The sequence below is a fragment of the Plantibacter sp. MDV22-iso1 genome, from assembly GCF_058408345.1.
In genome coordinates, this window is sequence record NZ_JBZVDY010000004.1 from 183,370 (window position 1) to 207,316 (window position 23,947).

Below are 23,947 nucleotides of genomic sequence, written 5' to 3' on the forward strand. Positions count from 1 at the left end.
AAGTCAGTAGTCGAGGAGGAGGTCCGTGAGGACCTGCTTGCCAAACCCTAGCGCGTCGAGCGGCACGCGCTCGTCGACTCCGTGGAACATCGCGGGGAAGTCCAGGTGTTCCGGCAGGCGCAGCGGAGCGAAGCCGTACCCGGTGATGCCGAGGAGCGAGAGCGCCTTGTTGTCGGTACCGCCGGAGAGCATGTACGGGAGCACCGGGGCGCCGGGGTCATGGCGCCCGAGGGTCTCGACGACCGCGTCGACGAGCGGACCCGAGAACGGTGTCTCGAGGCCGATGTCGCGGTGCATGACGACAATCTCGATGTCCTCACCGACGATCTCCGCGACGCGCGCGAGCACGGCGTCCTCCTCGCCGGGCAGGGTGCGGATGTCGACGAGCGCCTCGGCGCGATCGGGGATCACGTTGTGCTTGTATCCGGCCTGCAGCAGGGTCGGGTTGCTCGTCGTGCGGAGCGAGGCCTGGATGAAGCCGGAGGCCGTACCCGTCGCGAGGGCGAGCTCGTCCGGGCCGAGCCGTTCGGGCGTGGTGCCCAGGATGGAGGCGATCTCACGGAGCAGCTGCTCGGTGGTGTCGGTGAGTCGGACGGGCCACTCGGTGCGTCCGATGGCCGCCACCGCTTCCGCGAGGCGGGTGACGGCGTTGTCCTGCACGTAGCGGGATCCGTGGGCCGCCCGTCCGGTCGCGACCAGTTTGATCCAGACGAGGGCCTTCTCCGAGGTCTGGAGGAGGTAGGAGCGGCGTCCGCCGAAGGTGATCGAGTACCCGCCGACCTCGCTGATCGCCTCGGTCGCGCCGGCGAAGAGCTCCGGTCGTTCGGTCACGAGGTGGTGGGAGCCGAACACGCCGCCGTTCTCCTCGTCCGAGAACATCGCGATCACGAGGTCGCGTTCCGGCCGACGGCCGCTGCCGAGGATCTCGCGGAGTGACGCGAGGATCATCGCGTCCATGTTCTTCATGTCGACGGCCCCGCGTCCCCACAGCAGGCCGTCCTTGATCTCGCCGCCGAAGGGGTCCACCGACCAGTTCGCAGGATCGGCGGGCACCACGTCGAGGTGCCCGTGCACGACGAGCGCCGGCTTCTCGGGGTTCGCGCCGGCGACCCGTGCGACCACGCTGGTCCGGCCCGGAGCGGCGTCGATCAGCTCCGGCTCCAGACCGAGGTCGCGGAGGTACGCCTCGACGTATTCGGCGGCCTCCGTCTCGCCGTTGGAGCGGCCCTCGCCGTAGTTCGTCGTGTCCATGCGGATGAGGTCCTGCGCGATCCGCGTGGTCTCGTCGAGTGTGAGGTCGGATGCGTCTGAGCCGGAGGTCATGGCTCCACGGTACCCGTCGGCCCTGACCGCTGCACCTCTCCCCCGTTCTGCGCGGCCGCCGCACGGCCGGAGGGCGTCGAGCAGATCCTCCGGCGGTACGAGGTGGTGAACGGCTGTCGAAATCCGTGCTAGAGTTTCTTCTCGTGCCCAGCGAAAGCCGGACACGATCACAACACGCGCGGGTGGCGGAAATGGCAGACGCGCTAGCTTGAGGTGCTAGTGCCCTTACGGGCGTGGGGGTTCAAGTCCCCCTTCGCGCACACCGTGTTGAGACGGCGAACGGCCGGAGCGAAAGCTCCGGCCGTTCTTGTTTTCCCGCCGCACTCCACGACACGCCGACACCCGAGATCATCGTCGCTTCGAGCGAGATCCCGCACACCTTCGCCGGTCCTGGACCCTGCTCCGCCGGTACCGGGCCTCCTCCGCCGGACCCTGAGCCTGTCGAAGGGTCGACCGAGCTGGTGGTCCCTGGTGGGCACTTCGACAAGCTCAGTGACCGGGAGAGTCCCGCCCGGAACACGCCGGTCCCTGAGCCTGTCGAAGGGCAGGAGGACGCGCGTGAGGAGCGGTGCCGTCCTCAGTGCCCGTGGCCGAGGCGCCGACGGAGCAGATCGATGCGGGCCTGTAGCTGGGTCACGCTCGCCTGTGCCACCGCGGGTCCGCCGCAGACGCGTCGCAGTTCGGCGTGCACGAGTCCGTGCGGCTCCTTCGTGTGCTTCGCGTAGAGACCGACCAGGGTGTTGAGCACCTGGCGCTGTTCCTTGAGCGTGCGGTAGAGCGGAGCGGGGATGTCCGCCTGCGGACTCGGCGAGGCTGCGTTCTTGTCGACGAACGCCCCGCGCTTGGCCTGCCGGCTCTGGCGTTGCACGAGCAACTCGTGCACCTGTTCAGGTTCGAGGAGCCCGGGGAACCCGATGAAGTCGAACTCCTCCTCGGTGCCGGGCTGGGCGAGCTCGCCGAACTCGTCGCCGTCGAACACGACCCGGTCGAAGTGCGCGTCCGAGGAGACGGCCTGCCAGGTGAACTCCTCGAGGAGTGAATCGGAAGCCTTGTCCTCGCGCTCCGCGGCCGCCATCATCGCGTCCTCCGGATTGAAGAGGTCGCCCTCCGCGTCCGGGTCGCTCGGGCGGTCGAGTGCGTGATCGCGTTCGAGCTCGAGTTTCTCCGCGAGGGCCATCAGGTTCGGCACGTTCGGGAGGAAGATGCTCGCGATCTCGCCGCGTCGTCTGGCCCGGACGAATCGCCCGATCGCCTGCGCGAAGAACAGTGGCGTGGCGGACGACGTCGCGTAGACGCCGACGGCGAGTCGTGGGACGTCCACGCCTTCCGACACCATGCGGACCGCGACCATCCAGCGCTTGGTGTTCCCCGAGAAGTCGGCGATCCGGTCGCTGGCCTCCTTCTCGTCGGAGAGGACGACGGTGGGCTGCTCCCCCGTCAGCTCGTGCAAGATGGCCGCGTAGGCGCGCGCGGTCGTCTGGTCGGTGGCGATCACGAGTCCGCCGGCGTCCGGGACCGCCTGACGGACCTCGGACAGCCGGAGGTCGGCGGACTTCAGGACCGCTGGGATCCAGTCGCCCTGCGGGTCGAGTGCGGTCCGCCAGGCAGCGGAGGTGATGTCCTTCGTGTTGCCCTCGCCGAGGCGGGCCTCCATCTCGTCGCCGGCCTTGGTCCGCCAGCGCATGTGGCCGGCGTAGACCATGAAGAGCACCGGACGGACGACCCCGTCCTGGAGCGCGCGACCGTATCCGTAGTTGTAGTCGGTGACGGAGGTCCGGATGCCCTGGCGATCAGGCTGGTAGACCACGAACGGGATCGGCGCCGTGTCTGACCGGAACGGGGTCCCGGTCAGGGACAGCCGGCGGGTCGCCCGCGAGAACGCCTCGTGGATGCCGTCGCCCCAGCTCAAGGCGTCGCCGCCGTGGTGGACCTCGTCGAGGATGACGAGGGTGCGACCCGAATCGGTCGTGCGCTGATGGACGGGCGGGTTCGCCGCCACCTGGGCATAGGTGACGGCGACGCCGTGGTAGTGGCGGCCGAAGACCTGGTCGCGGTTCGCGAAGTTCGGGTCGAGGCGGATGCCGACCCGGCTCGCGGCCTCGGCCCACTGACGCTTCAGGTGGTCGGTCGGTGCGACGACCGTGATGCGGTCGATCGTGCCGCGATGGAGGAGTTCGGAGGCGAGCCGCAGCGCGAACGTCGTCTTGCCTGCGCCCGGTGTCGCCGCCGCGAGGAAGTCACGGGGTTCGGTGGTGAAGTACTGCTCGAGCGCCTCGGCCTGCCAGGCTCGAAGCTTGCTCGCCGTGCCCCACGCTGCGCGTTCCGGGAAGGCCGGTGAGAGGTGTTCGGCTGCGGACCCGCCCAGGTGCTGGGTCGAAGAGATTTCCGCGTTCACTGGAGACCACTGTACCCGGCCGAACCGACACCGCCGACCATCGTGTGCGGCCTCGACAGACGTCCGGATGTCCGACTCGCGACTGATCCGCCAGCCGAGGGGCGGGCGTACGCTGGAGGTTCCGGATGCACAGCAGGAGGAACCACCATGACCGAACAGCACCATCCCTGGTCGCGGTACGTCGCCATCGGCGACTCGTTCACCGAGGGGATCGGCGATCCCGAGCCGGGTGCGCCGGGCGGGCACCGCGGGTGGGCCGATCGGGTCGCCGAGGTGCTGGCCGCGCAGAACTCGGACTTCGCCTACGCCAACCTCGCGGTGCGCGGCAAGCTCGCACAGCAGATCCTCGACGACCAGGTGGAGCCGGCCCTGGAGCTGCACCCGGACCTGATCACGATCTCCGCGGGCGGCAACGACGTGATCCGGCCCGGCACCGACCCCGATGACATCGCCAGACGACTCGAGCAGGCCATCATCCGGCTTCGGAGCGACGGAGCGACGGTCGTGCTGTTCACCGGCGTGGACGTCGGCTTCTCCCCCGTGTTCCGAAGCATCCGCGGCAAGGTCGCGATCTACAACGAGAACCTGCGGGCCATCGCTGCCCGACACGACTGCATCATCGCCGATCAGTGGTCGCTCCAGGCGATCCAGGATCCGCGGATGTGGGCCCCGGACCGGCTGCATCTGAACGCGCTCGGCCATCACGAGGTCGCCCGTCTCGTCCTCCACGCGCTGAACGTGGAGAACGACCTCAAGCCGCTGCAGCCGGAGCCGCTGCCCGTGCGGCGTTGGCGTCAGGCCCGGACCGAGGACCTCGCCTGGGCGCGGGAGTACCTCGTGCCCTGGGTGCTCCGCCGGGTGCGGCACCAGTCGTCCGGCGACCACATCACCGCCAAGCGACCGATCGCCGGACCCTTCCTGACGGTTGCAGCCCAGGACCAGGAACTCGATGTCTGACCGTCCGGTCGATCACCCGGACTCCGGCGTTCGCTGCGGTCACGGGTTGGTCAGGCGCCACCAGGGCGTGACCGGGGCGATGTCCGCGTCGAGAGCCAGTGGGACGTCGATCGTCGCCGCACCGCCCTCCGCGCCGGCACCCACGGTGTAGCTGAGCTTCCCGACCGTCGAACCGGCGGCACCCGCCTCGATGGCTCTGGCGCGGCTCTCGACGGTGATCGGGGTGTCCTGCCAGACCAGCACGGAGGCGTCGGACGCCACGACGACCTTCGCCGCCTCGTCCCACGCGGTCGAGTAGGAGCCGACCGATTGCCCGGCGGTGGCGAGCTGGACCTGGTGGAATCCGGCCGGCACGCTCTGCAACAGGGAGACCACGGCCTCGTTGAGCACGGTGTGGTCGTCGGCACCGAGGATGACGCCGACGACGGTCACCGTCCGCCCCGCCACCTGGAGGTCGGCGGAGAACAGCAGGCAGGCGCCCGAGGCGTCGTCGGTCCCCGTCTTCATGCCGGTCACCCCGTACTGGCCGAGGAGGGCGTTCGTGTTCTCGACCTCGCCGATGGCGGGCAGTACCGCCGTGGGCTCCTTGACGATCGACGAGAGCACCGGGTCGGCGAGCACGAGCTTGCCGATGGTCACGAGGTCGCTCGGGGTGCTGACGTTCGTCTCGCCCAGGCCGCTCGTGTTCGTGACGGTCGTGCCCGTCAGCCCGTGTGCATCGAGCCAGGCGCGCGCCGCGTCGAGGTACGCGTCGACCGAACCGAAGGCCCAGACGGCGAGCGAGATGCTGTAGTTGTTCGCCGACGGGAGGAGGAGCGCTTCGAGCATCTGCCGCTGGGTGAACACCGACCCGGCGACGACGGGTGCCGCTGAACCGTTCTCCGCGATGGTGTCGTAGTAGAACCCGACGTCGGCGTCGGTCAGCGTGATGGGCGGCCCCTGGTCGCCCGCGGCGAGCGGCTTGGCCTCCAGCACGACGAGGGAGGTGATCGTCTTGGTGATGCTCGCGATGGGGAACGGCGTCTGTTCGCCACTCGAACTCAGGACGCCGTCGAACCCGACGGCACCGAGGGCGCCCCGCCCGAATCCGGGCCAGGCGACCGGTGTGGTCTGCTGGACGAGCGAGGTCGTGAGGGCGTCGCCGGCTTCGAGCGTCGCAGCCGCGGCCGGGACCGGTCGGAGCAGCGCGCCTGCGCTGTACCCGAACAGCCCGATCAGGAGGGCGAGGACGCCGAAGACGGCGAGACGGCGGCGGCGATAGATCTGTCGTCTCGTGAGTGGCACCCGGTCATGCTACCCGGCGCTCCTGCGCGTCCCCTGTCGCGACCTGCCGCCGTGCCGGTGGTCTTCGAGCAGCGTTGGACCGTGGTCAGCGGACCCGGAGCTCCCAGAGGGCGACGGCACTGGCCGACGCGACGTTCAGCGAGTCGACGCCGTGGAGCATCGGGATGGTCACGATCGTGTCGGCGGCGGCGAGGGCCGAGGCGCTCAGGCCGTCACCTTCAGCGCCGAGCACGATGGCGAGCCGTTCCGGGGCGGTCCGAGCATAGGTGTCGAGGTCCACGGCGTCGTCGGCCAGAGCGAGGGCGGCCGTCTCGAAGCCGGCATCCCGCAGGACGTCGGATGCGACATCCCATTCCGGCAGGCGGGTCCACGGCACCTGCAGGACCGTGCCCATGCTGACGCGGACGCTCCGGCGGTACAGCGGGTCGGCGCAGCGCGGGGTGATCAGGACCGCGTCGGCACCGAGGCCGGCGACGGAGCGGAAGATGGCGCCGACGTTGGTGTGGTCGACGATGTCTTCGAGGATGACCACCCGGCGGGCGTCGGCGAGGAGTTCGGCGGGGTCGGCGAGCGGTGGGCGGTGCATCGCCGCGAGCGCTCCCCGGTGCAGGTGGAAGCCCGTCAGCTGCTCCAGGAGTGCGGGCTCGCCGACGAAGACCGGGACGTCGTGATCCTCGAGGAGTGGCGAGACGTCGTCGAGCCACTTCTCCTGCAGCAGGACCGATCGCGGTCGGTGCCCGGCGCGCAGCGCACGTTCCATGACCTTCGTGGACTCGGCGATGTACAGGCCACCCGCGGGTTCGGACACCCGGCGGAGGGCGACGTCCGTCAGCCGCGCGTAGTCGTCGAGTCGTCCGTCGTCGAGATCGGTGATCCGGATGACCTGCATGGGAGACGTCCTCTCGACGCGATGTTCGACCTCCACCTTGCCAGAGTGGGAACACGATCGAAAACGAGGCCGTTTAGACTCAGGGGAAGCGATGGCCCGGAGTACTCCGATCATCGCGGACGGATGGACGGAGCAGGCATGAGCACGCTGATCGCAGCAGGGGATCCCGCTGACGAGACGGCCGAGGCCGGGCTCGAACGGGCGATCGAGCTGCTCGCGGACCGACGCGTCGCCTTCCTCACCGGGGCCGGCGTCAGCACGGACTCCGGCATCCCCGACTATCGGGGCCAGGGCGCTCCGGTGCGGACCCCCATGACGGTCGACCAGTTCCTGTCCAACGACGACGCCGCGCGCAAACGCTACTGGGCCGGCAGCCACCTCGGGTGGAAGCGGTTCGACGGCGCTCGACCGAACGCCGGCCACCGGGCGATCGCGCTCCTCGAGGAGGCCGGCATCGCCGACGGCGTCATCACGCAGAACGTCGACGGCCTCCACGTCAGGGCCGGCTCCCGCCGCGTCGTCGACCTGCACGGGTCGATGGACCGCGTCAGCTGTCTCTCCTGCGGGCAGAGCTACGCCAGGTCGAGCATCGCGGAGCGCATGACGTCGCTGAACCCCTGGCTCGACACCGAGACGGACGTGACGATCAATCCGGACGGTGATGCCGAGGTCGGGCGCGTGGACGAGATCGTCGTCCCCGTGTGCACGGTCTGCGGTGGCATGTTGAAGCCGGACGTGGTCTTCTTCGGCGAGTTCATCCCCACGGAGAAGTACGCCGAGGCGGCGGCACTCGTGCGCGGCGCCGACGCACTCGTGATCGCCGGGTCGTCGCTCGTGGTCAACTCGGGGATCCGGCTCCTCGAACTCGCCCGCCGGAAGCGGTTGCCGATCGTCGTCATCAACCGTGGCGTCACGAAGGCGGACGGCCGTGCGGATGTGAAGCTCGACGCGGGTGCCAGTGAGACGCTCACCGGGATCGCCGCTCGCCTGGTCCCGTCCGCGTTCACGAGCGTCGTCTCGCAGGAGGCGACCGACGCCTGACGCCTCAGGCGTCGGTGTGGTCGTCCGCGAGGAACGCGGTGAGGCGTTGCGCCGCGTCGTGCGGCTCCTCGTAGTGGATGAGGTGTCCGACGCCCGGGATGACGTGCAGCTGCGCGTCGGCGAACCGCTTCGCGAGCGCGTACTGCGCGGCCACGGGCGTGATGTCGTCGCGCTCGGCGGCGATGAGCAGCGTGCGGCTGGGGATGCGGTCGGCGTACTCGCTGACGTCGTGGCTGACCGAGGCGGTGAACGACTCGAGGACGACCTCCCGGTCGGCGAAGGCGCTGAAGTACTGGTCGTGCTGGGCGTGGATCCACCGACGGAGCGTCGGGTCCTTCGTCTTCGCCATCGCGACGCTCATGATGCGGACGACACCCTTGTTGCGGAGGAAGGCGAAGCCCAGGCGTTTCGGGAGCTTCGCGGACGACCAGTAGTAGAAGACCGCGAGCCTCGTCAGGACACCTCGAGGGCCCTGGAGCGCCGGGGCGGCGATCGGGTTCACGAGGACGAGGTCGTCCGGTCGGAGTCCCCCGGCTACGGCGGCGCTCGACACGATCGAGCCGAACGAGTGCCCGAGCAGGACGACCCGGCCGGTCAGGTGCAGCTCCTCGATGAACCGTCCCAGCCAGGCTGCGTACCCCTCGACGGAGTGGGTGGCGTCGGGGAAGGGTGCGGAGCTGCCGAAGCCGGGGAGGTCCGGAGCGATGATACGGAATCCGGAGAGCTGCGCGACGACCGGTTCGAGGCCGTGGTGGTCGCCGCGGAACCCGTGCACCATGACGATCGTCGTCGACGCCTCTCGGTCGCCGTAGTCCCAGAACCGGGTCTCGGCTCCGTCCACGATGAGCGAGCGCTCCCGGACGGGGATGCGGTCGAGCTGGTCGGCGTACGGTGATTCGACGGGCATCCACTCAGTCTAGGCAGTCCGGCTCCGCGTTCACCCGACGACGCGGAGCGTGCCGTCCCGGCGTGGCACAGGCCCCTGTCGGAGGTGCGTCATAGGGTGAAGGCGTGAACACGGTCGACGCGAACCCCCACTGGACGGACCGCCTGGCGGTCTTCGATCTCGAGACGACCGGCATCGAGGTGGAGACGAGTCGCATCGTGACCGCCTTCGTCGGTGTCATCGCCGCGGACGGTTCGGTCGAACGCTCGTGGTCGTGGATGGCCGACCCCGGGGTCGAGATCCCCGCTCGCGCCGCCGAGATCCACGGCGTCACGACGGAGCGTGCCCGGGCGGAGGGGCGTCCGGCACCGGCCGTCGTCGGAGAGATCGTGTCCGTCCTCACCGAACTGTTCGCCGCACGGACCCCGGTGGTCGCCTACAACGCGCCCTACGACTTCTCCCTCCTGCACTTCGAGGCGGAGCGACACGGGGTGACCTCGATCACCGCCCCGTCCCCCGTCGTCGACCCGCTGATCCTCGACCGACGGCTCGACACGTTCCGCCGCGGCAAGCGGACGCTCGAGGTCGTCGCCGCCCTGCACGGCGTTCCACTGGAGGGTGCGCACGACGCGGGCGTGGACGCCGTCGCCGCCGGACGCGTCGCTCAGGCCATCGGCCGACGCTACGCCGACGCGTTGCCGACGAGCGTGGACGAGCTGCACGAGGCTCAGCGGACCTGGTCGGTCGAGCAGGCGGAGAGCTTCCAGTCCTACATGCGCCGCGTGCGCGACCCCGAGTTCGTCGCCGACGGCGCTTGGCCCATCCGCACCGGACGCCCTGCCGCTCGACCCGAGACGCCGGTCATCGTCCCAGCAGACCAGCTGCCCATCGGTATCTGAGTCGCACGGACTCCCCACGACGACGAACGCCCCGATCCGAGGATCGGGGCGTTCGTGTATGACAGCGGAAGGACTACTTGCCGAAGCCCTTGAAGCGCTGGTTGAACTTCTCGACGCGACCGGCGGAGTCCATGATGCGCTGCTTGCCCGTGTAGAACGGGTGCGACTCGGACGAGATCTCCACGTCGATCACCGGGTAGGTGACGCCGTCGAGGTCGATCGTCTTGCCCGACGAGACCGTCGAGCGCGTGAGGAACGTCGCGCCGGAGGCGAGGTCGCGGAAGACGACGGCTTCGTACGTGGGGTGGATGTCAGATTTCATCAGCAGTCCTTGTTGAGTGGATGGTGTGGGTAGTACCCGCGCTCGGAACTCCAGGCACGAGGCAGAAAGCTCTTGGCTCCGCGAGCCAAAGGTCGACTTTACCAGACTCAGCGCGCGTCTGCTCGCCTGCCGAGGTCGACCCGCCGAGGCGCGGCCGTCAGGAAGGTGTGACGGCCGAGCGTCCGGCGCGGGCGGAGCGGGCGTGGAAGCGTCCGTCCTCCTCGGTCAGCTCGATCGGGAGGTCGAAGGTCTCACTGAGGTGCTCGGCCGTGAGGGTCTCGGCGATCGGTCCGGCGGCGACGACGCCACCGTCGCGAACGAGCAGGACGTGGGTGAATCCGACGGGGATCTCCTCGACGTGGTGGGTCACCATGATGATCGCCGGTGAGTCGTCAGCGCTCGCGTAGCCGCCGAGCAGCTCGACGAGCTCCTCGCGCGTGCCGAGGTCGAGGCTCGCGGCCGGCTCGTCGAGCAGGAGGAGTTCGGGGTCGGTCATGATGGCCCGCGCGATCTGCACGCGCTTCTGCTCACCGTCGCTGAGCGTGCCGAAACGGCGGTCGGCGAGGTGGTCGAGCTTCCATTCGGCGAGGACCCGCGACGCCCGCTTCACATCGATGTCCTCGTACTGCTCGACCCAGCGGCCGGTGACCGAGTAGGCCGCCGTGAGCACGACGTCCAGGACGGTCTCCTCCGGCGGCACCCGCTTCGCGAGGGCGGAGGACGCGAAGCCGATGCGCGGTCGGAGCTCGAAGACGTCGACCCGGCCGAGCGTCTCGTCGAGCACGGAGACCGTGCCCTTCGAGGGGTGGATGAGCGTCGCCGCGAGCTGCAGGAGCGTCGTCTTGCCTGCGCCGTTCGGGCCGAGGACGATCCATCGCTGGTCGCCCGTCACCGTCCAGTCGACGCCATCGAGGATGGGGTTGAGATTGCGGACGACGGACACATCGGAGAACAGCAACACGCTCGGCATGGTCCTAGCCTATCCGCCAAGACTCGTCGCGCGTCGCCGTCCTCCGAGGTGTCCGCTGGTGGTTCAGACCAGGCTGCGGTACAGCTCCGCCGTCTGGGTGGCGATGCGCGACCAGCTGAAGTCGGACTCCGCGCGTCGGCGACCAGCGGCCCCGTAGGCCCTCGCCTGGGCGGGATCCTGGACGACCTCGGTGAGGGTGGCGGCGAGGTCGGCGACGAAACGCTCCGGGTCGAGTGGGGTGCCGGTGCCGTCGGACGCCTGCGCGAGGGGGACGATCCTCCCGGTCACACCGTCCTGCACGACCTCAGGGATGCCGCCGGTCCCCGTCCCGACCACGGCGGCACCGCAGGCCATCGCCTCGAGGTTGACGATGCCGAGCGGCTCGTAGATCGACGGGCACACGAAGGTCGTGGCGGCGGTGAGGACGGTGCACAGCTCGTGACGCGGGAGCAGCCGTTCGATCCACACGACCCCGGTGCGCTCGCGCTGCAGCTCCTCGACGAGCCCCTTGACCTCGGTGAGGATCTCGGGGGTGTCGGGAGCGCCGGCGCACAGGATGAGCTGCACGTCGGGCGGCAGCAGGCGGGCCGCGCGGAGCAGGTACGGCAGCCCCTTCTGACGGGTGATCCGACCGACGAAGACGACGGAGGGACGGGACGGGTCGATGCCGAGCGACCGCAGCAGCTCGTCGTCCACGCGTGGCTGCCAGTCGGTCAGGTCGATGCCGTTGTAGATGACCTGCACCTTGGCCGGGTCGAGGCTCGGGTACGACCGCAGGATGTCGCGGCGCATGCCGTCGCTGACCGCCACGACGGCCGCGGCGCCTTCGTAGGCGGACTGCTCGATCCAACTGGACACGCGGTACCCGCCGCCGAGCTGCTCGGCCTTCCACGGGCGGAGCGGCTCCAGACTGTGCGCGGTCACGACGTGCGGGATGCCGTGCAGCAGCGACGCGAGGTGACCGGCACCGTTCGCGTACCAGGTGTGCGAGTGCACGAGGTCGGCTCCGGCGACGTCCTGGGCGATCAGGAGGTCCGTCCCGAGTGTCGTGAGGGCGCCGTTCGCCCCCTGGAGCTCGGCCGGGACACCGTAGGCGACGGTGTCGGCCTCGTCGCGTGGAGCGCCGAAGCAGCGCACGGTCACGTCGATGTCGCTACGGAGGGATTTCACCAGCTCCGACACGTGGACGCCTGCGCCGCCGTAGATCTCCGGCGGGTACTCCTTTGTCACAAGATCAACTCGCATGTCTAGACGCTAGTACAGGTCTCGTCCGGCATCTATTGTGAAGCCATGGCCGCCTCAAAGAAGATCTTCGGAATCGTCCTCGCTGGTGGGGAAGGGAAGCGGTTGATGCCGCTGACCGCAGACCGCGCGAAACCGGCCGTACCGTTCGGCGGGCAGTACCGTCTGATCGATTTCGCGCTGTCGAACCTCATCAACTCCGGACTCACCCAGATCGTCGTCCTCACCCAGTACAAGTCCCACAGCCTCGACCGCCACGTCTCGCAGACCTGGCGGTTGTCCGGCCTGCTCGACTCCTATGTCGCGTCCGTGCCGGCGCAGCAGCGTCTCGGGAAGCGCTGGTTCAGCGGATCCGCCGACGCGATCCTGCAGAGCCTCAACCTGATCCGCGACGAGAAGCCCGACATCGTCGTGGTCGTCGGCGCCGACCACGTCTACCGCATGGACTTCGCGCAGATGATCGAGGCGCACATCGCCTCGGGCAAGAAGGCGACGGTCGCCGCGATCCGTCAGCCCATCTCCCTCGCCGACCAGTTCGGCGTCATCGACGTCGACGCGGACGACCCGACGACCATCGCCCGCTTCCTCGAGAAGCCGCTCGACGCGCCGGGCCTGCCCGACTCCCCCGGTGAAGTGCTCGCCTCGATGGGCAACTACGTCTTCGACGCCGACGCCCTCATGCAGGCGGTCATCGACGACGGCGAGGTGACGAGCTCGAACCACGACATGGGTGGCGACATCGTCCCGTACTTCGTCGATCGCGGCAAGGCGGGCGTCTACGACCTCCAGCGGAACGATGTACCCGGATCGACGGATCGCGATCGCTACTACTGGCGCGACGTGGGGACGATCGAGTCGTTCTACGAAGCCCACCAGGACCTCATCTCGACCCTCCCGATCTTCAACCTGTACAACCGGGACTGGCCGATCTTCAGTTCTCAGCTGAACTCGCCGCCGGCGAAGTTCGTGCGGGACGCGAAGGGCAACCTCGGCCAGACCATCGACTCGATCGTCTCCCTCGGTTCGCTGCTGTCCGGTGCCCACATCGAGCGCAGTGTCCTCGGGCCATGGGCGCTCGTGGAATCCGGCGCCCACGTCTCCGACTCGGTCGTGTTCGACAAGGTCCACATCGAACCGGACGCCGTCGTCAAGCGGGCTATCCTGGACAAGGATGTGGTGGTCACCTCCGGCGCGAGCGTCGGTGTCGACCACGACCGTGACCGCGCTCGCGGCTTCACCGTCACCGAATCCGGTCTCACCGTGGTTGGCAAGGGAGTACGCGTCGTTCCATGAGTACCGAGCGTTCGGCAGTGGCGGATCCAGAAGCAGCACTCCCCCCACAGGCCGGACGAGGCGTCCGGTTCCTCGCGGTCCTCGACGCCGACTCGACGCTCATCGAGAACGAGGTGATCGAGCTCCTCGCCGAGGAGGTCGGCAGCCTCCCCGAGGTCGCCGCCATCACCGAGCGTGCCATGCGCGGTGACCTCGACTTCGCCGACAGCCTCCGGGCCCGGGTCGCGACGCTCGCGGGCCTGCCCGTCGACCGGATCCCGGTGATCGCCGAACGGATCCGGACGACGACCGGCCTGGAGACGCTGATCGGCCGGCTGCATGCGCACGGGTCACGGATCGGTGTCGTGTCCGGCGGGTTCCATGAACTGCTCGACCCGCTCGCCGAGGCACTCGGCCTCGACCATGTGCGGGCGAACCGCCTCGAGACGGCCGACGGTCGGTTGACGGGAGGCCTCAGCGGTCCCATCATCGACGCGGCGGCGAAGGCGGCCGCACTGCAGGAGTGGGCCGACGCGGACGGCGTGCCGTTGGCACGGACGATCGCGATCGGCGACGGAGCCAACGACCTCGAGATGATGGCCGTCGCCGGGCTCTCGGTCGCGTTCAACGCGAAGCCGATCGTCCGCCGCCATGCCGACGTCGTCGCCGGGCGGGTCGACCTCGCCGGCGTCCTCCCGCTCCTCGGGCTCTGATCCGCGCGTCGGGGGTCAGCGCCCGAGGTCGGGTTCTGCTCGGTGCGGTGCTGCCCGGGTCAGTGACCCATGCCGAGGCCGCCGTCGACCGGGATCACGGCGCCGGAGATGTAGCCCGCGTCGTCACCGGCGATCCACGTGACGACCTTCGCGACCTCGTTCGCACTCGCGAAACGCGCTGCCGGGATGCTCTTCTTGTACTCGGCCTGGGTCTCGGCGGGCAGTTCGGCGGTCATGTCGGTCTCGATGAACCCCGGGGCGATCACGTTCGCCGTGATCCCGCGCGCGCCGAGCTCGCGCGTGATGGATCGCGCCATGCCGATGAGGCCGCTCTTCGAGGCCGCGTAGTTGACCTGACCGGCCGACCCGTAGAGGCCCACGACGCTGGAGATGAGCACGATGCGTCCGAAGCGTGCCTTGAGCATGCCCTTGGACGCGCGCTTGACGACGCGGAAGGAGCCGCCGAGGTTCGTGTCGACCACCTGGTCGAAGTCGTCCTCGCTCATCCTCATGAGCAGGGTGTCCTTCGTGATGCCCGCATTCGCGACGAGCACCTCGACCGGCCCGAGCTCCGACTCGATCTCGCTGAACGCCGCGTCGACGGAGGCTGCATCGGTGACGTCCGCGCGGACCGTCAACGTGCCCGCTGGGCCCTCGCCGGATCGAGCGGTGACGGCGACGCGGTGACCCTGCGCGACGAACTCCTCGGCGATGGCGAAGCCGATCCCCCGGTTGCCTCCGGTGACGAGTACGGTGCGTGGTGCGGTCATGGTCGATTCCTCTCCTGCGGCGATACCGGCCGACTCGTGCGGCGGCCGTCGGGGCGCACGGCGTTCCGGCCGCGGACCCGTACCAGCATATGGGGGTCCTCCGGTTCTCCCGGTGATTTGGGGGCTTCGCCCACCCGCCGAGCGCGTAGGCTGGTCGTGGCATGAAGCAGCAGAGCATCACCTCCCTCCCACCGGCTCCCGAACAGGAGCGCCGGCAGCGGTTCATCAAGTACTCGATCACCATGGGTGTCCGGTTGCTTTGCCTCGCTGCGCTCCCGTTCGTCCAGGGCGGTTGGATGTTCGCGGTCGCGGCCGGTGCCATCTTCCTGCCGTACGTCGCCGTCATCATCGCGAACGCCGGATCGCTGCCGTCGCAGGGGGCCATCGAGCGCCCCACCGGTGTCGTCGTGTCCCAGCGGCCGATCATCGTCGACGACTCGGTTCCGCCTCGTCCCACCGACCAGGCATGATCGGGTTCGGTGCCGAGCCCGACGGCGTGATCTGCTCACGGGCCGGCTGCCGCGCGGCGGCGAGCTGGCGGATCGAGTGGCGCAATCCGAAGATCCACGCGGAGGACCGCGTGAAGGTCTGGATCGCCTGCGACGAACACGTCGACTTCCTGGAGGCCTTCCTCGAAGCCCGCTCCTTCCCCCTCGAGCGGCGTCCGTTGACATCGGCGGTCGGCTCATGAGCGCGGGTTGGCGGTTCGCCTTCAGCCGCCGTTGGCTCGGCTACCTCGGCGTTGCGATCGTGTTCGCGATCGTGTGCGTCCTGCTCTCCAACTGGCAGCTCGCTCGGGCGAGCGAGAAGGAGGAGGAGGTCCAGCGCATCGAGACCAACTGGGACGCGACCCCGATCCCGCTCGACGAAGCGCTGCCGTCGCTCGACTCGTTCAGCGTGGCCGACGAATGGCACCCGGTGTCGATGAGTGGCACCTACCTGCCTGACGAGCAGCTGCTGGTGCGGAACCGTCCCAGGAACAACCAGGCCGGCTTCAACGTCCTCACGCCGCTCCGACTCGCCGACGGAGACGTGTTCATCGTCGACCGTGGCTGGGTCGCCGCGAACGATTCACTCGAAGCACCCGAGTCGGTCCCGGCGCCTCCGAGCGGAGAGGTCTCGGTCGTCGTCCGCATCCGACCCGGCGAACCGACGCTCCCGGGCCGCGGGGCCGCCGACGGACAGGTGGCCACGATCAACCTCCCGCAGATCGCCGAGCTCCGCGGCGAGACGCTCTACTCCGGTGCGTACGGCATGCTCCTCTCGGAGAGCCCGGCGCCGGCCGAAGCGGCGCCGCTCGGTCCAATCAAGCCCGAGCCGAACGAGGGGATGCATCTCTCGTACGCGCTGCAATGGGTGGTCTTCGCGCTGATGGGCTTCATCTTCCTCGCCTATGCCATCCGTCAGGAGTACCGCATCCTGAATTCCGACGACCCGAAGGAGCAGCGGCGTGCGGCTGCACGCGCCGAACGGCTCGCCGCGAAGGCACGGTCCGACGCCGACATCGAGGATGAGATCCTCGAAGCGAGTCGCTGACGCGAGTGCGACGAGCCGTCGACGGACGGGGCGTACCCGGCCGGTGATGCTCACGGACCCAGCGCGCTGGCCCGCTGGCGCTAGGCCAGGCTGACGAGGTCCTGGTAGTCCTTGTTCCAGTGGTCCTCGACGCCGTCGGGCAGGATGAGCACCCGCTCGGGGTTGAGCGCCTCGACGGCGCCCTCATCGTGACTCACGAGCACGACGGCACCCTCGTAGTGGGCGAGCGCGTCGAGGATCTCCAGACGGCTGGCCGGGTCGAGGTTGTTGGTCGGTTCGTCCAGGAGGAGCATGTTCGCGCCCGAGACGACGATCATCGCGAGAGCGAGTCTCGTCTTCTCGCCGCCTGACAGCACGCCCGCGAGCTTGTTGGAGTCGTCGCCGGTGAACAGGAACGAGCCGAGGACCTTGCGCGCTTCCATCTCGGTGATGTTCGGCGACGAGGAGACCATGTTCTCGAGCACGCTGCGCTTCACGTCGATCGTCTCGTGCTCCTGCGCGTAGTAGCCGATCCGCAGGCCGTGCCCGGGCTCGAGCTGGCCGGTGTCGGGCTGGTCCACTCCGGCGAGGATCCGCAGGAGGGTCGTCTTGCCCGCACCGTTGAATCCGAGGATGACGACCTTCGAGCCACGGTCGATCGCGAGGTCGACGGCCGTGAAGATCTCGAGCGAGCCGTAGCTCTTCGACAGGTTGCTCGCCATGAGCGGCGTCCGGCCACAGGGCGCCGGGGTCGGGAACCGCAGCTTGGCCACGCGGTCTTGCGCGCGGACCTCCTCGAGCCCGGAGAGCATCCGTTCGGCGCGAGCCACCATCTGGTGGGCTGCGGCCGCCTTGCTGGCCTTCGCACCGAACTTGGCCGCCTGGAGCTGGAGCGCCGTCGCCTTCTTCTCGACGTTGGTGCGCTCCTTCTTCCGGCGCTCCTCGTCGGCCTCGCGCTGACGCTGGTAGTTCTTCCAGTTCATGTTGTAGATGTCGATGACGGTGCGGTTCGCATCGAGGTAGAAGACCCGGTTGACGGTCTCGCCGACGAGCTCGATGTCGTGCGAGATCACGATGAACCCGCCCTTGTACTGCTTGAGGAACTCACGCAGCCAGACGACGGAGTCGGCGTCGAGGTGGTTGGTCGGCTCGTCGAGGATGAGCGTCTCGGCGTCGGAGAAGAGGATGCGCGCGAGTTCGATGCGGCGGCGCTGTCCGCCCGACAGCGTCTTCAGCTGCTGATCGAGGATGCGATCGGGCAGGTTCAGGTTCGACGCGATCGAGGCCGCCTCGGCCTCCGCGGCGTACCCGCCGAGCGCGTTGAACCGGTCGGTGAGGTTGCCGTACTTCTTCATGGCGGCTTCCGCCACTTTCGGGTCGTCGCTCGCCATGGCCATGCTCGACTCGTGCATGCCGAGTGCGAGCTGGCCGAGACCACGCGCATCGAGGATGCGGGTGCGGGCGAGGTCCTCCGGGTTGCCGGAGCGTGGGTCCTGCGGCAGGTACCCGATCTCGCCACCGCGATCGATCTTGCCGTTCGTCGGGAGGGTCTCCCCCGCCAGCGTCTTGGTCAGGGTCGTCTTCCCGGCACCGTTACGGCCGACGAGGCCGATCTTGTCGCCGGCGGACACGCGGAAGTTCACGTGCTCCATGAGCACGCGTGCCCCCACGCGGATCTCGAGGTCGTGCACACTCAGCACAGGCATAGTCCATTTCTTCGGGTGCGTTTCGACAACGCGGAGGGTGGGGGTCAGCCTCCCAGTATAAATCGTGAATCCGATGCTCAGCACCGCGGCCGTTCCGGCAGGGTCCCGGCGCGGCCGGACGTCCGTCAACGCAGGGCGGAGATCCGTCCGACCGCCTCGGTGAGGAGCTCGGGCGAGCAGGCCAGGTTGAGCCGTGCGTGGCCGACGCCTCCGGGCCCGAACGGGGCTCCCTCCTGCAGGGCCACGCGTGCTTCGCGCAGGATGCGCCGCGCCGGGGGCTCCGTCCAACCGAGCCCGGTGCAGTCCAGCCAAGCGAGGTACCCGGCGGCGGGCGGTCGGTAGCCGACCTCGGGCAGCTCGGCACCCAGCAGCTCACCGAGCAGCCGCCGGTTGCCGTCGATCAACGCGAGGAGCCCGTCCAACCAGGGCTCTCCCGCCTCGAAGGCGGCGACCGAAGCCAGCACACCGAACTGGCCCGTCCGCCAGAACACCTCGACCGGCATCCCCGCGACCACGCTCCGCGGTCCGGGTGCGGCGGTGACCATCACCGCGCACTTCAGGCCGGCGAGGTTCCAGGCCTTGCTCGCCGACAGCACGGCGTACCCGTGTTCGGCGGCCTCGTCGGACACGCTGAGATAGGGGACGAACCGCTCGCCCGGTTGGGTGAGCGGAGCGTGGATCTCATCACTCACGACCGTGACCCCGTAGCGCGCTGCCAGTGCGGCGACCGAGCGCAGTTCGTCGATCGTGTGCGGCCGACCGATCGGGTTGTGCGGGTTGCAGAGCAGGAAGGCCTTCGCGCCGTCGCGGAACGCGGCTTCGACACCGTCCAGGTCGAGCCGCCAGCCTCCGGCGGGATCGTCGGCGCGGCTGGACCCGAGCAAGGGGACGTCCACCACGACTCCCCCGGCCTCGGTGACGAGGTCGAAGAACGGCGGGTAGACCGGCGAGGTGATCACCACGCCCTCGCCGGGTGAGATGACGCGACGCAGGATCTCGACGATGCCCATGCTGACGTCGGCGGTGGTGAACACGGAGCCGGGATCCACCTCCCAACCCCAGCGTCGCGCTGCGAAGTCGGCGAACGTCTGTGGGAGCCGTGTGCGGCTCGCGACGTACCCGGCGTCGCCGCGGTCGATGGCCGCGTGCAGGACCTCGCGGACCACGGGTGCCAGCGGGACGTCCATCTCGGCCACGAACATGGGCAGGACGTCGTCGGAGTACTCGGACCACTTCTCGCTCGTCCGGCTGCGCAGGACGTCGAGGGGGTCGGCGGACACGATCTCGGTCATGCGTCGACCCTATCCGGGATCAGCCGGGCGACGCTGCCGGGAACAGGACGACGGACGGCTGCACTGCAGCCGTCCGTCGTCGTGGAGGATCGATCAGATCGAGAAGCCGAGGGCACGCATCATGTCGCGCCCGTCGTCCGTGATGCGCTCCGGGCCCCACGGCGGCATCCACACCCAGTTGATGCGGAAGGCGTCGACGATGCCGTCGAGCGCTTGACCCGTCTGCTCCTCGAGGACGTCCGTGAGCGGACATCCGGCGGAGGTCAGGGTCATGTGGATGATGAGCGCGTCGTTCTCGTCATCCCAACCCAGGTCGTAGATGAGACCGAGGTCGACCACGTTCACCCCGAGCTCGGGGTCCATGACGTCCTTGAGCGCCTCTTCGACCTCGTCGAATCGTTGCGGACTGAGCGTTGTTACCATGTCGTTATCTTAGACCGCTGGCGCGGCTTCAGGCACCTTCCGGGGCGACGACGGCGTCCACGAGGAAACGGTCGTAGCCTTCGTTCTCGAGGCGGTCGGCGAGCTCGGGACCGCCCTGCTCAGCGATCTTGCCGGCGACGAAGACGTGCACGAAGTCCGGCTTGATGTAGCGGAGGATACGCGTGTAGTGCGTGATGAGCAGGACGCCGAGACCGGTGTTCTCCTTCGCGCGGTTGACGCCCTCGGACACGATCTTGAGGGCGTCGACGTCGAGGCCTGAGTCGGTCTCGTCGAGGACTGCGAACTGCGGCTTCAGCAGCTCGAGCTGGAGGATCTCGTGACGCTTCTTCTCGCCACCGGAGAAGCCCTCGTTGACGTTGCGTTCCGCGAAGGCAGGCTCCATGCGCAGGTTCTTCATCGACTCGCGGACGTCCTTGATCCAGCCGCGGATCGCGGGCGCCTCGCCGTCGACGGCGGTCTTCGCCGTGCGGAGGAAGTTCGTGACCGTGACTCCGGGGATCTCGACGGGGTACTGCATCGCGAGGAAGAGTCCGGCACGGGCGCGCTCGTCGACGCTCATCGCGAGGACGTCCTCGCCGTCCAGCGTGATGGATCCGCTGTCGACGGTGTACTTCGGGTGGCCGGCGATCGTGTACGCGAGCGTGGACTTGCCCGAACCGTTCGGACCCATGATCGCGTGCGTCTCGCCCGTCCGGATGGTGAGGTCGACGCCACGCAGGATCGGCTTGGTGCCCTGCTCGGTTTCGACGCTGACGTGCAGGTCGCGGATTTCGAGGACTGACATGGTGCTAGATCTCTTTCGTTGCGGTCGGGTCGATGTAGATGTCGCCGTCGATGAGCTCGACGGTGTAGACGGGGACCGGCTCGTAGGCCGGAAGGGTGAGCGGCTTGCCCGTCGTGAGCGAGAACTGTGAGCCGTGTGCCCAGCATTCGAGGTTGCCGTCCTCGACGAAGCCTTCGGACAGCGAGATGTCGCCGTGGGTGCAGACGTCGCCGATCGCGAACAGTTCGTCCGACGCGTCGCGCACGAGGGCGATCGGCACGCCGTCCACCACGACCCGCTTGGCCTGGTTGACGGCGAGCTCATCGAACGAGCACACCTTGGTCGCCATCAGTGCTGCGCTCCGCCGGTGCCCTGTCCGTCGGCGCCGAGCAGTTCGGCCTCGATGGCTGCCGAGAGGCGCTCCTGCAGCTCGGTGTCACCGATCTGCTGGATGATCTCCACGAGGAAGCCGCGGACGACGAGTCGTCGTGCCTCGTCCTCAGGGATGCCTCGAGCCTGCAGGTAGAAGAGCTGCTCGTCGTCGAAGCGTCCGGTCGCGCTCGCGTGACCGGCACCGGCGATGTCGCCGGTCTCGATCTCGAGGTTCGGCACGGAGTCGGCACGGGTGCCGTCGGAGAGGACCAGGTTGCGGTTCTGCTCATAGCTGTCGGTGCCGACGGCACGGTTGCTGATGAGGACGTCGCCAATCCACACGGACCGCGCACCCTCGCCCTGCAGTGCGCCCTTGTAGGTCACGCGCCCGCGGGTGTTCGGTGCGTCGTGGTGCATGTAGACCTGCTGCTCGAGGTGCTGACCCGCGTCGGAGAAGTACACGCCGAGCGAGTCGAGGTCCGAGCCCTGACCGGCGAGGTGCAGGGTCGGGTTCACCCGGACGACCTTGCCGCCGAGCGACACCACGACGTGCTTGAGGTGGGCGTCGCGACCGATGGACGCGAAGTGGCTGGCGAGGTGCACGGCGTCGTCGTCCCACCACTGCACGGTCACGACGGTCACGTCGGCCTGCTCGCCGACGACGATCTCGACGTTCTCGGTGAGGCGGGCGTCGCCCGCGTTCTCGATGATGATGAGGCCGCGGCTGAACGGCGCGGCGGTGATGACGGTGTGCGCAGCGCGGGCGCCGTCGCCGAGCCCGCTCCGCTCGAGGCGCAGGGTCTTGGACTCCTCGCCCGTGACCGAGATCGCCAGTGCCTGGTCGAAGCTCGACCAGGCGTTCGCGGAGGCGCGCTCCTCCGGCACGCCGGCGGAGCCGACGCGGGCGTCGTCGCGACTGATCCACTCGACGCTGAATCCGTCGACGTCGTCGTGCGTGATCGGGGTGGGCGAGCCGTCGAGCTCCCCCGCGGTGAGGTCGGTGAACTGCGCGACCGGGCTGAGCTTCCAGACCGCCTCGCGTCCCGTCACCGCTGGGAAGTCGGCGACATCATAGGAGCTGAAGCGCTCCGATCGGGTCTGCACCGGGATGACGCGTCCTGCGCCGTCGCTGTGTGCCGTGATGCCGTGCTGTCCTTCGGTCTGAGTCGGTGCTGCAGTCGTCATTAACCGACGGATCCTTCCATGCCCATCTCGATGAGCTTGTTGAGTTCGAGTGCGTACTCCATGGGCAGTTCGCGGGCGATCGGCTCGATGAAGCCGCGGACGATCATCGCCATGGCCTCGTCCTCCGGCATGCCGCGGCTCATGAGGTAGAAGAGCTGCTCCTCGCTGACCTTGGACACCGTCGCCTCGTGTCCGAGCTGGACGTCGTCCACGCGGATGTCGATCGCCGGGTACGTGTCACTGCGGGAGATGGTGTCGACCAGGAGCGCGTCGCAGCGCACGGTGTTGGCCGAGTGATGGGCGTTGGCGTCCACCCGGACCTCGCCGCGGTAGCCCGCGCGTCCGCCGCCTCGGGCGATCGACTTGGAGACGATGGACGACTGCGTGTACGGAGCCATGTGGATCATCTTCGCGCCGGCGTCCTGATGCTGACCGGGACCGGCGAAGGCGACGGACAGGGTCTCGCCCTTGGCGTGCTCGCCCATGAGGTAGATGGACGGGTACTTCATCGTGACCTTGGATCCGATGTTGCCGTCGATCCACTCCATGGTCGCTCCCTCGGCGGCCGTGGCGCGCTTCGTGACCAGGTTGTAGACGTTGTTCGACCAGTTCTGGATCGTCGTGTAGCGGACGCGGGCGTTCTTCTTGACGATGATCTCGACGACCGCGGAGTGCAGCGAGTCCGACTTGTAGATCGGCGCGGTGCAGCCCTCGATGTAGTGCACGTAGCTGCCCTCGTCGGCGATGATCAGCGTGCGCTCGAACTGACCCATGTTCTCGGTGTTGATCCGGAAGTAGGCCTGCAGCGGGATCTCGACGTGCACGCCGGGCGGCACGTAGACGAAGGAGCCACCCGACCATACGGCGGTGTTCAGCGCGGCGAACTTGTTGTCGCCGGACGGGATGACCGTGCCGAAGTACTCCTCGAAGAACTCGGGGTGCTCGCGCAACGCGGTGTCGGTGTCCATGAAGATGACACCCTGCGCCTCGAGTTCCTCGTTGATCTGGTGGTAGACCACCTCGGACTCGTACTGCGCGGCGACGCCGGAGACGAGGCGCTGGCGCTCCGCCTCGGGGATGCCGAGCTTCTCGTAGGTGTTCTTGATGTCGTCCGGCAGGTCCTCCCAGGTCTGAGCCTGCTTCTCGGTGGACCGGACGAAGTACTTGATGTTCTCGAAGTCGATCTCGGAGAGGTCGGCGCCCCACGTCGGCATGGGCTTGCGCTCGAACAGCTGCAGGGCCTTGAGGCGGCGCTGCAGCATCCACTCCGGTTCGCTCTTCAGCGCGGAGATGTCGGCAACGACCTCGGTGGAGATGCCGCGGCGCGCTGAAGCGCCGGCGACGTCGCCGTCGTGCCATCCGAACTCGTATTGGCCGAGTCCGGCGAGCTCCGGGCGATCGATCAGGATGTCTGACATGTGTCCCTCTTTCCTCCCTGGAGACAACCACCGGCTGGAGGTCGTCATTCCCTCCCATGGCACGCGCCTGATCGGAGCGGATTGGGGAGGGGATGTGCGGGCGGCTTCTTCGCGAACCTACAATGTTCATGAACCATGGCGCTTCTCGCGCGCACCGTGAACCTCATAATCCTACAGCTTCCTGTGGGTTGTGGGTGAGGACGGTGGATACCGCAGCCGTGGCCACCGCGAACCGAAGGATCGACCCGTGTCACACTACTCCAAGACCGCCGGTCGACCGACGCCGGCA

General features: G+C 68.5%; 24 protein-coding genes and 1 tRNA gene. 9 read left to right on the forward strand and 16 right to left on the reverse strand.

Annotated elements, in window-relative coordinates; translation table 11 throughout:
* Positions 1 to 3 precede the first annotated feature (3 nt).
* Positions 4 to 1,323, reverse strand: coding sequence for a M20/M25/M40 family metallo-hydrolase (locus AC4PMY_RS17895; protein WP_491623321.1), 1,320 nt, complete (start codon positions 1,321 to 1,323; stop codon positions 4 to 6).
* Between the two features lie 176 nt (positions 1,324 to 1,499).
* Between AC4PMY_RS17895 and AC4PMY_RS17900 the strand changes: the two genes are divergently transcribed.
* Positions 1,500 to 1,583 (forward strand) — tRNA-Leu (locus tag AC4PMY_RS17900).
* Positions 1,584 to 1,900: 317 nt separating this feature from the next.
* Here AC4PMY_RS17900 and AC4PMY_RS17905 read toward each other — a convergent pair.
* Positions 1,901 to 3,718: a DEAD/DEAH box helicase gene (locus tag AC4PMY_RS17905; RefSeq protein WP_491623322.1), complete on the reverse strand. Its 1,818-nt coding sequence runs from the start codon at positions 3,716 to 3,718 to the stop codon at positions 1,901 to 1,903.
* Between the two features lie 147 nt (positions 3,719 to 3,865).
* Here AC4PMY_RS17905 and AC4PMY_RS17910 point away from each other — a divergent pair, with 147 nt between their 5' ends.
* On the forward strand, positions 3,866 to 4,675 hold the full coding sequence (locus AC4PMY_RS17910) for an SGNH/GDSL hydrolase family protein (RefSeq protein ID WP_064296953.1): 810 nt from the start codon (positions 3,866 to 3,868) through the stop codon (positions 4,673 to 4,675).
* Between the two features lie 39 nt (positions 4,676 to 4,714).
* Here the strand turns inward: AC4PMY_RS17910 and AC4PMY_RS17915 are convergent, their stop codons facing one another.
* Entirely contained in the window at positions 4,715 to 5,959 is a 1,245-nt protein-coding gene (locus AC4PMY_RS17915) for a D-alanyl-D-alanine carboxypeptidase family protein (RefSeq protein WP_491623323.1), read from the reverse strand.
* An 85-nt stretch (positions 5,960 to 6,044) separates the two neighbouring features.
* Positions 6,045 to 6,848 (reverse strand): TrmH family RNA methyltransferase, encoded by an 804-nt coding sequence (locus AC4PMY_RS17920; protein WP_064296952.1) that lies wholly within the window; start codon positions 6,846 to 6,848, stop codon positions 6,045 to 6,047.
* A 138-nt stretch (positions 6,849 to 6,986) separates the two neighbouring features.
* On the opposite strand from AC4PMY_RS17920, the gene AC4PMY_RS17925 reads away from it, so the two are divergent.
* A complete protein-coding gene (locus tag AC4PMY_RS17925) occupies positions 6,987 to 7,889 on the forward strand; it encodes a Sir2 family NAD-dependent protein deacetylase (RefSeq protein ID WP_064296951.1) in 903 nt (300 codons plus the stop codon).
* A gap of 4 nt (positions 7,890 to 7,893) precedes the next feature.
* Here the strand turns inward: AC4PMY_RS17925 and AC4PMY_RS17930 are convergent, their stop codons facing one another.
* Positions 7,894 to 8,796, reverse strand: coding sequence for an alpha/beta fold hydrolase (locus tag AC4PMY_RS17930; protein ID WP_079002535.1), 903 nt, complete (start codon positions 8,794 to 8,796; stop codon positions 7,894 to 7,896).
* Positions 8,797 to 8,900: 104 nt separating this feature from the next.
* Here AC4PMY_RS17930 and AC4PMY_RS17935 point away from each other — a divergent pair, with 104 nt between their 5' ends.
* Positions 8,901 to 9,674, forward strand: a complete 774-nt coding sequence (locus tag AC4PMY_RS17935) for a 3'-5' exonuclease (RefSeq protein WP_064296949.1) — start codon at positions 8,901 to 8,903, stop codon at positions 9,672 to 9,674.
* A 73-nt stretch (positions 9,675 to 9,747) separates the two neighbouring features.
* Here AC4PMY_RS17935 and AC4PMY_RS17940 read toward each other — a convergent pair whose 3' ends face one another.
* From AC4PMY_RS17940 to glgA, 3 genes are all read right to left on the reverse strand, one after another.
* The gene (locus AC4PMY_RS17940) at positions 9,748 to 9,996 is read right to left on the reverse strand and encodes a type B 50S ribosomal protein L31 (protein WP_056005588.1); all 249 of its coding nucleotides are present in this window, start codon (positions 9,994 to 9,996) and stop codon (positions 9,748 to 9,750) included.
* Between the two features lie 157 nt (positions 9,997 to 10,153).
* Positions 10,154 to 10,966 carry an ABC transporter ATP-binding protein gene (locus AC4PMY_RS17945; RefSeq protein WP_491623324.1) on the reverse strand — a complete coding sequence of 271 codons (813 nt, stop codon included), beginning with the start codon at positions 10,964 to 10,966 and terminating at the stop codon, positions 10,154 to 10,156.
* A 63-nt stretch (positions 10,967 to 11,029) separates the two neighbouring features.
* Entirely contained in the window at positions 11,030 to 12,211 is a 1,182-nt protein-coding gene (gene glgA, locus AC4PMY_RS17950; RefSeq protein ID WP_071260213.1) for a glycogen synthase, read from the reverse strand.
* 45 nt (positions 12,212 to 12,256) lie between these two features.
* Between glgA and AC4PMY_RS17955 the strand changes: the two genes are divergently transcribed.
* Together AC4PMY_RS17955 and serB are read left to right on the forward strand one after the other, a co-directional pair.
* Positions 12,257 to 13,501 (forward strand): glucose-1-phosphate adenylyltransferase, encoded by a 1,245-nt coding sequence (locus AC4PMY_RS17955; RefSeq protein WP_491623325.1) that lies wholly within the window; start codon positions 12,257 to 12,259, stop codon positions 13,499 to 13,501.
* A 17-nt stretch (positions 13,502 to 13,518) separates the two neighbouring features.
* Positions 13,519 to 14,193 (forward strand): phosphoserine phosphatase SerB, encoded by a 675-nt coding sequence (serB, locus tag AC4PMY_RS17960; RefSeq protein ID WP_071260211.1) that lies wholly within the window; start codon positions 13,519 to 13,521, stop codon positions 14,191 to 14,193.
* A gap of 59 nt (positions 14,194 to 14,252) precedes the next feature.
* Here serB and fabG read toward each other — a convergent pair whose 3' ends face one another.
* Positions 14,253 to 14,963 carry a 3-oxoacyl-ACP reductase FabG gene (fabG, locus tag AC4PMY_RS17965; protein ID WP_064296944.1) on the reverse strand — a complete coding sequence of 237 codons (711 nt, stop codon included), beginning with the start codon at positions 14,961 to 14,963 and terminating at the stop codon, positions 14,253 to 14,255.
* A gap of 161 nt (positions 14,964 to 15,124) precedes the next feature.
* On the opposite strand from fabG, the gene AC4PMY_RS17970 reads away from it, so the two are divergent.
* The 3 genes from AC4PMY_RS17970 to AC4PMY_RS17980 are packed head-to-tail and all read left to right on the forward strand — an operon-like array spanning position 15,125 to position 16,499.
* Complete coding sequence (locus AC4PMY_RS17970; protein WP_064296943.1) at positions 15,125 to 15,433, forward strand: DUF3099 domain-containing protein; 309 nt, start codon at positions 15,125 to 15,127, stop codon at positions 15,431 to 15,433.
* The gene (locus AC4PMY_RS17975; RefSeq protein ID WP_491623326.1) at positions 15,430 to 15,654 is read left to right on the forward strand and encodes a hypothetical protein; all 225 of its coding nucleotides are present in this window, start codon (positions 15,430 to 15,432) and stop codon (positions 15,652 to 15,654) included. The genes AC4PMY_RS17970 and AC4PMY_RS17975 overlap by 4 nt, the downstream gene beginning before the upstream one ends.
* Complete coding sequence (locus AC4PMY_RS17980) at positions 15,651 to 16,499, forward strand: SURF1 family cytochrome oxidase biogenesis protein (RefSeq protein WP_071260209.1); 849 nt, start codon at positions 15,651 to 15,653, stop codon at positions 16,497 to 16,499. The genes AC4PMY_RS17975 and AC4PMY_RS17980 overlap by 4 nt, the downstream gene beginning before the upstream one ends.
* 80 nt (positions 16,500 to 16,579) lie before the next feature.
* Here AC4PMY_RS17980 and abc-f read toward each other — a convergent pair whose 3' ends face one another.
* The 7 genes from abc-f to sufB all read right to left on the reverse strand — a co-directional run bounded on the left by abc-f (position 16,580) and on the right by sufB (position 23,658).
* Positions 16,580 to 18,178, reverse strand: a complete 1,599-nt coding sequence (gene abc-f, locus AC4PMY_RS17985; RefSeq protein WP_056005615.1) for a ribosomal protection-like ABC-F family protein — start codon at positions 18,176 to 18,178, stop codon at positions 16,580 to 16,582.
* Between the two features lie 131 nt (positions 18,179 to 18,309).
* Positions 18,310 to 19,476, reverse strand: a complete 1,167-nt coding sequence (locus tag AC4PMY_RS17990; RefSeq protein ID WP_064296940.1) for a MalY/PatB family protein — start codon at positions 19,474 to 19,476, stop codon at positions 18,310 to 18,312.
* A gap of 93 nt (positions 19,477 to 19,569) precedes the next feature.
* On the reverse strand, positions 19,570 to 19,899 hold the full coding sequence (locus AC4PMY_RS17995) for a metal-sulfur cluster assembly factor (protein ID WP_056005622.1): 330 nt from the start codon (positions 19,897 to 19,899) through the stop codon (positions 19,570 to 19,572).
* 28 nt (positions 19,900 to 19,927) lie between these two features.
* The gene (sufC, locus tag AC4PMY_RS18000) at positions 19,928 to 20,704 is read right to left on the reverse strand and encodes a Fe-S cluster assembly ATPase SufC (RefSeq protein WP_064296938.1); all 777 of its coding nucleotides are present in this window, start codon (positions 20,702 to 20,704) and stop codon (positions 19,928 to 19,930) included.
* Between the two features lie 4 nt (positions 20,705 to 20,708).
* Entirely contained in the window at positions 20,709 to 21,032 is a 324-nt protein-coding gene (locus AC4PMY_RS18005; protein ID WP_064296937.1) for a non-heme iron oxygenase ferredoxin subunit, read from the reverse strand.
* Positions 21,032 to 22,240, reverse strand: coding sequence for a Fe-S cluster assembly protein SufD (gene sufD, locus AC4PMY_RS18010; protein WP_064296936.1), 1,209 nt, complete (start codon positions 22,238 to 22,240; stop codon positions 21,032 to 21,034). Before sufD ends, AC4PMY_RS18005 begins: the two co-directional genes overlap by 1 nt.
* The gene (sufB, locus tag AC4PMY_RS18015) at positions 22,240 to 23,658 is read right to left on the reverse strand and encodes a Fe-S cluster assembly protein SufB (RefSeq protein ID WP_064296935.1); all 1,419 of its coding nucleotides are present in this window, start codon (positions 23,656 to 23,658) and stop codon (positions 22,240 to 22,242) included. Before sufB ends, sufD begins: the two co-directional genes overlap by 1 nt.
* Positions 23,659 to 23,947: the final 289 nt, after the last annotated feature.

Bases quoted from the DNA above. Each gene is read 5' to 3' on its own strand.
- sufC (WP_064296938.1), bottom strand. From the start codon at position 20,704: ATGTCAGTCCTCGAAATCCGCGACCTGCACGTCAGCGTCGAAACCGAG.
- AC4PMY_RS17970 (WP_064296943.1), top strand. From the start codon at position 15,125: ATGAAGCAGCAGAGCATCACCTCCCTCCCACCGGCTCCCGAACAGGAG.
- AC4PMY_RS17940 (WP_056005588.1), bottom strand. From the start codon at position 9,996: ATGAAATCTGACATCCACCCCACGTACGAAGCCGTCGTCTTCCGCGAC.
- sufB (WP_064296935.1), bottom strand. From the start codon at position 23,658: ATGTCAGACATCCTGATCGATCGCCCGGAGCTCGCCGGACTCGGCCAA.
- AC4PMY_RS17975 (WP_491623326.1), top strand. From the start codon at position 15,430: ATGATCGGGTTCGGTGCCGAGCCCGACGGCGTGATCTGCTCACGGGCC.
- fabG (WP_064296944.1), bottom strand. From the start codon at position 14,963: ATGACCGCACCACGCACCGTACTCGTCACCGGAGGCAACCGGGGGATC.
- AC4PMY_RS17990 (WP_064296940.1), bottom strand. From the start codon at position 19,476: ATGACCGAGATCGTGTCCGCCGACCCCCTCGACGTCCTGCGCAGCCGG.
- sufD (WP_064296936.1), bottom strand. From the start codon at position 22,240: ATGACGACTGCAGCACCGACTCAGACCGAAGGACAGCACGGCATCACG.
- AC4PMY_RS17995 (WP_056005622.1), bottom strand. From the start codon at position 19,899: ATGGTAACAACGCTCAGTCCGCAACGATTCGACGAGGTCGAAGAGGCG.
- AC4PMY_RS17895 (WP_491623321.1), bottom strand. From the start codon at position 1,323: ATGACCTCCGGCTCAGACGCATCCGACCTCACACTCGACGAGACCACG.
- AC4PMY_RS17910 (WP_064296953.1), top strand. From the start codon at position 3,866: ATGACCGAACAGCACCATCCCTGGTCGCGGTACGTCGCCATCGGCGAC.
- AC4PMY_RS17945 (WP_491623324.1), bottom strand. From the start codon at position 10,966: ATGCCGAGCGTGTTGCTGTTCTCCGATGTGTCCGTCGTCCGCAATCTC.
- AC4PMY_RS17980 (WP_071260209.1), top strand. From the start codon at position 15,651: ATGAGCGCGGGTTGGCGGTTCGCCTTCAGCCGCCGTTGGCTCGGCTAC.
- AC4PMY_RS17930 (WP_079002535.1), bottom strand. From the start codon at position 8,796: ATGCCCGTCGAATCACCGTACGCCGACCAGCTCGACCGCATCCCCGTC.
- AC4PMY_RS17955 (WP_491623325.1), top strand. From the start codon at position 12,257: ATGGCCGCCTCAAAGAAGATCTTCGGAATCGTCCTCGCTGGTGGGGAA.
- glgA (WP_071260213.1), bottom strand. From the start codon at position 12,211: ATGCGAGTTGATCTTGTGACAAAGGAGTACCCGCCGGAGATCTACGGC.
- AC4PMY_RS18005 (WP_064296937.1), bottom strand. From the start codon at position 21,032: ATGGCGACCAAGGTGTGCTCGTTCGATGAGCTCGCCGTCAACCAGGCC.
- AC4PMY_RS17920 (WP_064296952.1), bottom strand. From the start codon at position 6,848: ATGCAGGTCATCCGGATCACCGATCTCGACGACGGACGACTCGACGAC.
- AC4PMY_RS17925 (WP_064296951.1), top strand. From the start codon at position 6,987: ATGAGCACGCTGATCGCAGCAGGGGATCCCGCTGACGAGACGGCCGAG.